A 10,393-nucleotide genomic window follows, 5' to 3' on the forward strand; every position below is an offset into this window, starting at 1 on the left:
ATGCCGTCCAATGCCCTGCCCCGGCCGATCGCCGAGACGTGGAAACTCTTGTCGGTCAGCGTCAGATTGGTGAAATAAGTGTCGAGATGGCGGGAGTTTGCCGGCAGCTCCACCGGCGCGCAGACCTGGTTGCCCAGCATGTGGATGCAGTTGAAATGCTGCGCCAGCCGTGTGAGATCCGAATAGTCGCGCAAATTGCCGGCGCGGCGGCCGCGCTCCATGTCATGGACATTGGGCGGCCCGGCAACGAGGGTGAAATTAATGGTGTTGCCGCCCAGATGAACCGCGTTGGCCGGGTTGCGCGGCGTCAACACATAGCTGGGCTGCGTGGTCTTCAGCACGTCTTCGATCAGGCCGCGATCGATGCGGACATTCGCTGAGGCATGGTCGACCCTGGCGCCGGCCTTCTCGAACAGCGACAACGCCCGCGGGCTCATCACCTCGATGCCGAAATTCTCCAATATGTGCATCGACGCCTGATGGATCTGCTCGATCTGATCGGGCGACAGCATGGCCATTGGCGGATAGGGATTGGTCACCCGCCTGAGCGGCAGTTGCGGAATGGCCGATGGCCCCCGATTGCTGGTGCGCTCGGCGCCGCGTTTGCGTCTTGGTTCGTTCATGCCTGGCATCAAAGCCCCGGCAAACCAGGTAAGCTGTCATAAATACGCCGTTTGCGGGCGTGATTTTAGCCACGGCGGCATCTCCGCAGTATCCATTTATAGAATACGACGAAATATGTCGGATTGTTGATATGGGATTTCCTCGAGCGACCGCTCGGGCGAAGCGTTAATGGACGCTGCAAGATTCCCTTTATGATTTCGGCCTATTGCTCTGCCGATGCGTAGTTCGAGTTTTAGTAAAATTGGTGCGGTTTGCGTGTTGCTGGCGCTTTCGGCCTGCGCCACGCCGCCCAGCCACATCAACAATGTCTGCGCCGTCTTCGACCAGAATGACGGCTGGTTCGACAACTGGCAGTCTGCCGCCGAGCGCACCCAACAGAAATATGGCATCCCCGTTCCCGTACTGATGGCGACGGTGCGCAAGGAATCGGGCTTCAAGAGCAATGCAAGGCCGCCGCGTACCAAGCTGCTCGGCTTCATTCCGTGGAAGCACGTCTCCACGGCCACCGGCTTCTCGCAGGCGCTGGACGGCACCTGGTCGCAATATCAGCGCGAGACCGGCAACTGGGCGGCGCGGCGGACGAAATTCGCCGATGCGGTCGATTTCGTCGGCTGGTATCATTCCAAGACATCTGACACCTACGGCGTCGCCCGCAACGACACCTACAATCTCTACCTTGCCTACTATCTCGGCTGGACCGCCTATGGCCGCGGCAACAGGGGCGATGCCGGTGTGCAGGGCTATGCCCGGGCCACCGACAAGATGGCGCGGGACTATGCCCAGCAGTTGAGCGAGTGCGGGAACTGACCTTGCCGCATCGTTGATCTCGATCTTCGGACGGTCAGCTCGGCCTTTTACCGCGCGGACGCTTTGGTGGGGTGCCAGCAAAACCGGGGCCATCGCCATGCGGCGCGTCGTCCGGCATACCTTCGTGCGCGGCGTGTTCCTTGTCGAACTTGATCACGGGCTCCATCTTGGCCAGCACGTCGTCGGAGAGCCAGCACAGGCTCATATGACCGTCGCCGAGATGCTTGACCGGCGGCACCTTGGTCTCGCAGAGATTGTCCGGCACCAGCTTCTTGTAGCCGCAACGGGTTTGGAACGGACACCCGGATGGCGGGTTCATCGCCGACGGGATGTCGCCTTCCAGCACGATGTGCTTCTTCACGACACTCGTGTCGGCGATCGGAATCGCCGACAGCAGCGCCTCGGTATAGGGATGATAGGGTGGTGCGAAGATCTGGTCGGTCGTGCCTTGCTCGACGATGTAGCCGAGATACATGACGACGACGCGGTCGGCGATGTAGCGAACGACGGACAGATCGTGGCTGATAAACAGCATCGTCGTCTTGTTCTTGCGCTGGATGTCCATCAGCAGTTCGGTCACCGCCGCCTGCACCGACACGTCCAATGCCGAGACCGGCTCGTCGGCCACCACCACCTTGGCGTCACCGGCAAAGGCTCGCGCCACGCCGATGCGCTGCTTCTGGCCGCCCGAAAGCTGACGCGGCTTGCGGGTTTCGAATGCCCGCGGCAGCTTCACCAGGTCGAGCAGCTCCAGCATGCGCTTGCGGCGATCGGCAACCGTCTTGCCGACATTGAACTTCTCCAGCGTGCGGATGATCTGCGAACCGACCGAATGGCTGGGATTGAGCGTGTCGAACGGATTCTGGAACACCATCTGGATCGACGACACCGTGTCGACGCTCCGTTTGTCGATCCCCGTCGACTGGATTTCCGTGTTGCCCAGCGTCACCGTGCCGGCACTTGCCGTCTCCAGCCCGAGCAGCACCTTGGCCAGCGTCGACTTTCCGCAGCCGGATTCGCCGACGATGGCGACCGTCTCGGATTCGCGCGCCATGAACGAGATCGTCTCGTTGGCCTTGACGACGCGGCCCTCGCTCGAGCCGAACACCTCGCTGCCGCCGACCCTGTAATATTTTCTGAGGTCCTCGATCTTGAGCACCGGCGCGCCGGGCATGACGCGCTCATTGACCTTCTTGGCACCGGGTGGCAGCGCTTCCCAGTCGATCTCGTTGAAGCGCACGCAGCGCGAGAAATGGCCTTCGTGACCAGCGACCTCGATCATCGGGATTTCGGCGGCGTTGCAGACACCCTCGACGAAATGGTGGCAGCGAGGGCCGAAATTGCAGCCCTTGGGCCGCTCGTGCGGCAGCGGCAGCTGTCCGGGGATGGAGATCAGCGGCCGTGAGTTCTTGTCGGCGCCCGGCAGCGGGATCGAGCGGAAAAGCCCCTGCGTATAGGGGTGGCGCATCCGGTCGAACACGTCCTTGATCTTGCCGGTCTCCACCGCTTCGCCCGAATACATCACGGTGATGCGATCGCAGGTTTCCAGGATCAGGCCGAGATTGTGCGACACGAAGATCATCGACGTGCCGAACTTTTCGCCCAGCCCCTTGACCAGATCGACGATGCCCGCCTCCACCGTCACGTCGAGCGCCGTCGTCGGCTCGTCGAGCAAAAGCAGCGCCGGCTTCGACAGCAGCGCCATGGCAATGACGATGCGCTGCTGCTGGCCGCCGGAGAGCTGGTGCGGATAGGAGCGCATCATACGCTCGGGATCGGGCAATTTGACCGAGCGCACCATATCGAGGGCGCGTTTATAGGCCTCTTCCTTCGACACCTTGTCGTGGATCAGCGGCACTTCCATCAGCTGCTGGCCGACTTTCATCGCCGGGTTCAGGCTCGCCATCGGCTCCTGGTAGATCATGGCGATCTTGTTGCCGCGGATGGAACGCAACTCCTCGTCGGAGAGTTCGCCCATGTCCTTGCCCTGGAACTTGATCTTGCCGCCGACGATCTTCCCGATGTTGGAGAGGTCGCGCATGATGCCGAGCGACACGGTCGACTTGCCGCAGCCGGATTCGCCGACGATGCCCATCGCCTCGCCCGGCATGACGGTGCAGGAAAAATCCATGACGGCCGGTATCTCGCCCTTGCGGGTGAAGAAGGAGATCGACAGGTTCTCGATCTCGATGATCGGCCCTTTGGTTGGCCCGGGGGTCGGCTTGGCGGGATTTCGAACTGCCTCGTTCATGGGTCGCTCCAATCCTGGTTCTTCCAGACCTGTTTCTCTCAGGCCCATCGGGTCGAAACCCGCGACATCAGTCTTTCATCGATTGTTCGCGCAGCGAGTCGGCGAGCAGGTTCAAGCCCAGCACGAACGACATCAGTGCGATGGTCGGCGGCAGCGCCGGATGGATGAAGGAGCGCAGCAGGCGGCTGGCGTCCTTGATCGCGGTGCCCCAGTCCGGACTTTCCGGCGCCAGGCCAAGGCCGAAATAACCGAGCGTGCCGAGCAGGATGGTGGTGTAGCCGATGCGCAGGCAGGCATCGACGATCAATGGCCCGCGCGCATTGGGCAGGATCTCCCACAGCATGATGTACCAGGGCGATTCACCGCGCGTCTGCGCCGCCGCCACATAGTCGCGCGTCTTGATGTCCATCACCAGGCCACGCACGATGCGGAACACGCCGGGGCTGGAGGCGAACACCACCGCCACGAAGATGTTGAGCTGGTTTGGATCGATATGGACGATGTGCAGCGGGTCCTTATCGAACACAAGGCCGAGATAGATCCAGCCACCGAGGATCAGGGTGATGCCGAGCAGGATGTAGAGCCGGTCGGGCCGGTTCTTGTAGCGGGTCCAGAACAGCACGCTGAAGAAGATGATCGGGAACAGGAAGAACACGCCGGCCATGCCGTACGGGATCGGCGTGTCCATGATACCCGGCGTCACCAAGAGGTAGAACAGCAGGATCACCGGGAAGGCGAGCACAAGGTTGGCCAGGAACGACAGCACGGTGTCGATCTTGCCGCCGTAATAGCCGGCGGGCAGGCCGAGCGTGATGCCGACCATCAGCGCGAAGCCGGTCGCGGCAGGCGCGATGATCAGCACGATCTGGCTGCCATAGACCATGCGCGAAAACACGTCGCGCGCCAGCTTGTCGCCGCCGAACAGATAGGTCAGCCCCGACTGCGGTTCGACGGCGCCCGGCAGCACGTCCTTCATGATCGGAATCTGGGCCAGCGGATCGAAGGGCGATATGGTCGCGGCGAAGATCGCCGTGAACAGCCAGAACAGGCAGATGCCGACGCCGACGATGCCGACACCGCTGTCGAACAGCTGGCCGTAGAGCGCCAGCTTCTTCTTGTAGGCGAAGCTCGCGCCCATGACGATGACGAGCGCGATCCAGACCGGCCAGAAGCGCGACAGCACTTCGAAAACGACGGTGAAGCCACTGATGTATTGAACCGGCATCGGCTTCGCTCCCTACTGAACTCTGATACGCGGATTGAGAAATGCGTAGCCGACATCGGAAATGAGCTGCGTGATCAAGACGATGAACACCGAGACCAGCGAGCAGCCGAGCAAAAGGTCGATATCGTTGTTGCCGGCCGCCTCGACCAGCGTGTAGCCGAAGCCCTGGTAGCGGAACATCACCTCGACGATGACGACGCCGGTGAGCAGCCAAGGGAACTGCAGCATGATGACGGTGAACGGTGCGATCAGCGCGTTGCGCAAGGCATGTTTGACCACCACGCTGCCGAAGGAGAGACCCTTCAACCGCGCGGTACGGATATATTGCTGCGTCATCACTTCGACCATCGAAGCTCGCGTCATGCGGGCGATATAGCCGATGCCGTAGATCGCCAGCGTCATCACCGGCAGTGTGAAATTGTAGAAGGTGATGCCCTGGCTGGCCGAAGCCGCCGAGCCGTTCAGCCAGCCTAGCCATGAGGCGAAGATGACGGTGAAGATGACGCCCGACACATATTCAGGCGTCGCCGTCGAGGCGATCGACGCCACGGACAGCACCCGGTCGGTTCGCGACCCCTCACGCATGCCGGCCAGAATGCCGATCAGCAGCGAGATCGGCACCATCACCGCCAGCACCCAGAACATCAGGATGCCGGTAGCGCCGAGTGCCGGAAACAGTTTTGAGGCGACGGTCGCCTTGAACTTGGTCGAGCAGCCGAAATCGCCCTGGAAAACGCCGGCAAAGGTCGGCACGAGCGGATCGTTGCAGAAGGAGAAACGCTGCGCCGGCTTACCGGTCGCCGGGTCGGTTACCGGCTGCTTGGGCAAGACGCCAAGCCACTGGCCGTAGCGGACGAAGAAGTTCTGCCGGTAGCCATGGTTGACCAGCCAGCTCTCGAGCTGCTCGGCCGACGTATGCATTTCGGTCTGGCTGATCGCCAGCTTCTTCAGATTGGGTTCGAGGTTGATCAGGAAGAAGACGACCATGGTCAGGCACAGCATCGTCAATGCCATGGTGCCAAGACGCCTGATAACGAAGGAAAGCATGGCGGCCCCCTGCCGATGGGTTGGGGTTTGAGCCGGCTATGAAAGCCAACCCTGCCGTGACCGGCGGGGCTGGCTGTCAAACAGGCCTTCGGATGCGATCAACCCTGTTTTTGTTGCATGGCCTTGCCCGCGAGTCCGCAACTTTTTTGAGAATGTGCGGACCAGCAGGGACGGACAATGCAAAGAGCGAGGGAAGGGAGCGAGCCCCTTCCCTCCATGTCGATGCGATATCAAGCCTGGTCGAGCCAGACCTTGCCGTAGTCGCGCTCGAAGGTCGGGTGCATCTTGTAGTTCTGCACCGCCTTCACCGAGTGGCTGTAGAGCTTGCGCCAGTACGGCTGGATCATGATGCCGGAATCCTGCAGGATCTGCTCGATGTCCTTCATCATGTCCTTGCGCTTGGCGGCGTCGGCAACGGCGAGCGCCGCATTGAGCTTGGCATCCCAGTCCGGATTCGACCAGCCGGCCTCGTTCCAGGCCTCGCCGGTGCGATAGGCGATGGCCAGAACCTGGACGCCGAGCGGACGCATGTTCCAGTTGGTCATCGACAGCGGATACTTCGTCCAGTCATTCCAGAACGTGGAACCCGGCAGAACGGTGCGCTTCACCTTGATGCCGGCGTCGCGCAGCTGGGCGGCGATCGCATCGCCGGTGTTCTTGTGCCAGTCTTCGTCGACGGTGATCAGCTCGTGTTCGAAGTCGGCTTGGCCGGCTTCCGCCATCAGCGCCTTCGCCTTGGCCGGATCACGGGCAACCTTGGGCAGCTCGTAATATTCCGGATGGATCGAGCAGACATGGTGGTTTTCGGCGACCGAGCCGGCATTGCCGTAGCCGAGCTGCAAGACGACATTGTTGTCGACCGCAAGCTGCAGCGCGTTGCGCACCTTCTGGTCGCCATAGGGCTTGTTGTTGACGTTGGTGCGGCAGACGATGGTCGACGCGGTGACGATTTCCGACTTCACCAGGTCCATGCCGTCGAGGATCGACACATAGTCGGCCGAAGTCTCGAAGTTGGTGTGCACTTCGCCGGCCTCGAAAGCGCTGACCATGGCTGCCGGATCGGTGCCGTAGTCGATGAATTCCAGGCCATCGAGGAACACTTCGCCGTCCCACCACTTGTCATCGGTGCGGCGCTTGTAGACCACCTTCTGACCGACATCGTAGGAGACGAGTTCGAACGGACCGGTGCCGATCGGGCAGGCCTTGAAGTCGCCGCCCTTCTCATCGAAGGTCTTGTGGACGATCAGCCCGGGATAGTCGCACATGTTCGGAATCAGCGCGATGTCCGGTTTGCTGAGCTTAAGCACGACCGTGTGGTCGTCCGGCTTGGTCACGGCGCTTTCGTCGAGCTTGTCGTCCTTGACCAGCGAGCCGAGACGGCCGGGCATGGAATTGCCTTCGGCTTTCTTGTCAGCCCAGCGCTTCAGGTTGAAGATGACGTCATCGGCGGTGAAGGCATCGCCATTCGACCAGGTGACGCCCTTGCGCACATGCAGCGTGTACTGCGTGGCGTCGTCGTTGACGTCCCAGCTTTCCAGCAGATAGGGGCGAAACGTGTATTCGGAGGTGTACTTGACCAGCGGCTCGAGCGCCTGGCGCTCGGCATTGGCGATTTCCGACCAGTCGGCCTTGCGCGGGTCCTTGGGATCTTTGATCCACTGGGCGATCTTCAGCGTGCCGCCCTTCTTGCCCTTTACCTCTTCGGCCTTCGCCGGCGTCGGATCGGCGAGGCCGAGCAAGCCGTAAGCCATTGCCGTCGATGCGCCGAAGACGCTGGCCATGGCCAGGAATTCGCGGCGGTCCACCTTGCCTGCCTTGGCTTCTTCGGCCATGGCCAGGATGTGATCCGGAACGCGATCGCCATTACTCTTATAAATTGTCATGACTTAACTCCCATTGTTGGCTTTCCGCCTTTTAACATTCCGCATCCAGGCCATGATGTCAAAGACGGCGTGGATTGAGAACATGTTAGGGAATGTGCAACTTTGAAAGGGGAGCGGTTCGCGTGATAACGACAGTCTTGGCGCAAATTTGCTACTGTCCGACGGATTCTTCTGGAATCGCGATAGTCGATTAAACTGAGACATTTACTCTGGCCCGCACAGCACCAGAATCGATCCACCATGAGGCCAAAAGCCCCGCCGGACTGTCAGTATTCCTTCTCGTAGAAGATGCCGCCCTTGGCTTCGCCGGCATCGTTGGCCTCGCCGCGCAGCTTGACGCCGCGCCCGACATTGAGGTCGATCGTCGCCTTGCCCGAGCCAGGCTTGTCGCCCTTCTGGATGGTGACATAGGTGCGGTCGTTGAGGTATTTGCCGGCCGAAACCGCCGTGCCGCCCTGGTCGTCGGTGGTGACGTCGAGATCGTCGACGCCAATGGCGCTGCGCAGGTTTTCCAGCAGCGACGTCGAGCCGCCGACGCCGGCCAGCTGCCCCGCCGCTTCGGCGAGCTGGGCGATCTGCAGCGGCGACAGGTTCGACATCGAGCGGCCGAAGATCAATTGCGCCAGCACCTCATCCTCGGGCAGCGCCGGCACCGAGGAGAAGGTGAACTTCGGATTGGTCGCTTCGCCCGACACCACGATGGTGACGGTGGCGCTGGTCGTCGTCGTGGTCGCCGTCAAATTGAGATAGGGCACCAGCGAGCCGGAAAACCCGACCGTGCCTTCGGTGAAGGTCAGCCGCTTGCCGAGGATCGACAGTCGTCCGCGCTGCAAGGTGAAGGTGCCGACCGCTTGCGGCGACGAGGCCGGGCCGGTCAGCTTCAGCGAGCCGCCAAGTTCGGCATCAACGCCCCTGCCCTGGATGAAGATCTGATTCGGCGCGTTGACCGTGACATCGAGCGCAAGGCCGCTACCGCCGCCCTTGCCGCTGGTCGTCGGCGGCCGCAGCGCCTTGTCCTGCGCCTTGACCGCGCCCGGCGCGTTCTTGTGCTTGACGTCGAGCGCCGCCAGCGAGCCCGGCAATTTGTCGGGAACGGTGATCACCGTCTTGGCGAGATTGACGGTGCCGGCGATGACCGGTGCGGAGGTCAGCGGTCCCTTGATCGTCAGGTCGCCGCCGAGATTGGCGGTCACCACCCTGCCGTCCGTATAGCGGCCGTCGACCAGCTTGATCGACAGGTCGGCCGGGAAACCCTGCGCCGGGTTGATGCCGACCGTGCCGCTGGCCGACAGGCTGCCGCGCGTTGACAGCGTTCCGGTCAGCCGGTTGATCCTGGCGACGCCGCCGGCAATCGAGACATCGGCGGCGAGATCGTTGACGGCGAGGCCGGAGCGCGCATCGACAAGGCGCGCACCCGAGGTGCTGATGCTGCCGCCGATGACGGGCGATGTCGCCGGACCGCGCACCTGCACGTTGACATTGGCGGTTCCAGACAAAGACAGGCCCTGCGCGGCCAGCTTCTGGCTGAGCAGGCCGAACGGCACGACGCCATTGAAGTCGAGCACCAGTGACGGCGTGCCGGCCGTCGTCACGGTGCCGCCGCCCTTGAGGCCAAGGCCGGCGCCATCGCCGACATTGGCATTGAAGGTCAGCTTGTTGCCGCCGAAGGTGCCCGACGAGGAGACACTCACCGCACCGACACCGGCACCGCGCGTCTGCGAGGTCTGCACGCCGGCCGCGTCGAGGTTGAAGGCAATGGCGGGGTTCGCCGGCGTACCCGTCACCTTGACCGTGCCTGAGATCGAACCGGCGGCGTCGAGCCCCGGCGAGAAACTGTTGGCGAGCGACATCGGCACCCGCGCCAGCGTCGCATTGATGTCGAGCGCCGTGCCGACCTTGCCGGTCACCGTCGCCGTACCCCCGCCAAGGTTGAGCACGAGCCGGTCCAGCGTCGTCATGCCGTTGACGATGCTGACGGTCGAGGCCTGGGCAATGGCCGCCTTGATGCCTTGTACGGTCGCCTGGCCGGAGGCAAGCTCGATGGTCGTCGTGCCGTTGGCCGCTTTCACCCGGCCGGCGGCCTGTGCCGGAATGCCCTTGACGGTTGCGCCGCCGGAGAAGCCGGTCCAGTCGCCGTCGCGCTTCAAGTCGACATCGATGCCGCTGATCACGGTGCCGCCCGACGTGACGGTGTCGGCGCGAATCTTTCCGGAGATCACGGGCGCCGCCAGATAGTTGGCGACCAGCGCATCGATCGAGACGGCTTTCGCCTGCAGGTCGCCGCGCGTAATCGATGCTGTCGCCGCCTTGATTGCGACCTGTGGCGCATTGCCGTTCTTCGAAAAGGCGATCGTGCCGCGCACATCGCCTTCGGCCTTCTCCAGGGCAAGTGCTGCCAGCGGGCCGATATCGGGCAGGTCGAGCGCGATGGTGCCGACCGGCACGAACTTCTCGTCCAGCGCCAGATCGCCGGAAATCCTGTTCTTGCCGAGCGACAGCAGCAGGCCATTGATGGCGCTCTTGCCGTCCGCCGTCGCCAGCACCGCACTGCCTTGC

The 10,393-nt window shown here is 62.5% G+C and carries 7 protein-coding genes; 1 reads left to right on the forward strand and 6 read right to left on the reverse strand.

Annotated elements, in window-relative coordinates; all coding sequences use genetic code 11:
* The coding region (locus tag EN990_RS33425) for a trimethylamine methyltransferase family protein (protein ID WP_206526371.1) at positions 1–623 on the reverse strand (623 nt) is incomplete at its 3' end.
* Between the two features lie 217 nt (positions 624–840).
* On the opposite strand from EN990_RS33425, the gene EN990_RS33430 reads away from it, so the two are divergent.
* Complete coding sequence (locus tag EN990_RS33430; RefSeq protein WP_024501516.1) at positions 841–1,431, forward strand: transglycosylase SLT domain-containing protein; 591 nt, start codon at positions 841–843, stop codon at positions 1,429–1,431.
* A 34-nt stretch (positions 1,432–1,465) separates the two neighbouring features.
* Here EN990_RS33430 and EN990_RS33435 read toward each other — a convergent pair whose 3' ends face one another.
* The 5 genes from EN990_RS33435 to EN990_RS33455 all read right to left on the reverse strand — a co-directional run.
* Positions 1,466–3,682, reverse strand: a complete 2,217-nt coding sequence (locus EN990_RS33435; RefSeq protein WP_063168510.1) for an ABC transporter ATP-binding protein — start codon at positions 3,680–3,682, stop codon at positions 1,466–1,468.
* Positions 3,683–3,749: 67 nt separating this feature from the next.
* Complete coding sequence (locus tag EN990_RS33440; RefSeq protein ID WP_013530884.1) at positions 3,750–4,907, reverse strand: ABC transporter permease; 1,158 nt, start codon at positions 4,905–4,907, stop codon at positions 3,750–3,752.
* A 12-nt stretch (positions 4,908–4,919) separates the two neighbouring features.
* Positions 4,920–5,954 carry an ABC transporter permease gene (locus EN990_RS33445; protein WP_013530883.1) on the reverse strand — a complete coding sequence of 345 codons (1,035 nt, stop codon included), beginning with the start codon at positions 5,952–5,954 and terminating at the stop codon, positions 4,920–4,922.
* 230 nt (positions 5,955–6,184) lie between these two features.
* Positions 6,185–7,837, reverse strand: coding sequence for an ABC transporter substrate-binding protein (locus tag EN990_RS33450; RefSeq protein ID WP_013530882.1), 1,653 nt, complete (start codon positions 7,835–7,837; stop codon positions 6,185–6,187).
* A 266-nt stretch (positions 7,838–8,103) separates the two neighbouring features.
* A partial coding sequence (locus tag EN990_RS33455; RefSeq protein ID WP_206526372.1) for a translocation/assembly module TamB domain-containing protein occupies positions 8,104–10,393 on the reverse strand: 2,290 nt, incomplete at its 5' end.

The sequence above is a fragment of the Mesorhizobium sp. M7A.F.Ca.US.005.03.1.1 genome (assembly GCF_003997975.1).
Classification (GTDB): Bacteria; Pseudomonadota; Alphaproteobacteria; order Rhizobiales; family Rhizobiaceae; genus Mesorhizobium; species Mesorhizobium ciceri.

What these genes read in the sequence shown, in the direction of transcription:
- EN990_RS33440 (WP_013530884.1), bottom strand. Translation starts at nt 4,907, where the DNA reads ATGCCGGTTCAATACATCAGTGGCTTCACCGTCGTTTTCGAAGTGCTG.
- EN990_RS33435 (WP_063168510.1), bottom strand. Translation starts at nt 3,682, where the DNA reads ATGAACGAGGCAGTTCGAAATCCCGCCAAGCCGACCCCCGGGCCAACC.
- EN990_RS33430 (WP_024501516.1), top strand. Translation starts at nt 841, where the DNA reads ATGCGTAGTTCGAGTTTTAGTAAAATTGGTGCGGTTTGCGTGTTGCTG.
- EN990_RS33450 (WP_013530882.1), bottom strand. Translation starts at nt 7,837, where the DNA reads ATGACAATTTATAAGAGTAATGGCGATCGCGTTCCGGATCACATCCTG.
- EN990_RS33445 (WP_013530883.1), bottom strand. Translation starts at nt 5,954, where the DNA reads ATGCTTTCCTTCGTTATCAGGCGTCTTGGCACCATGGCATTGACGATG.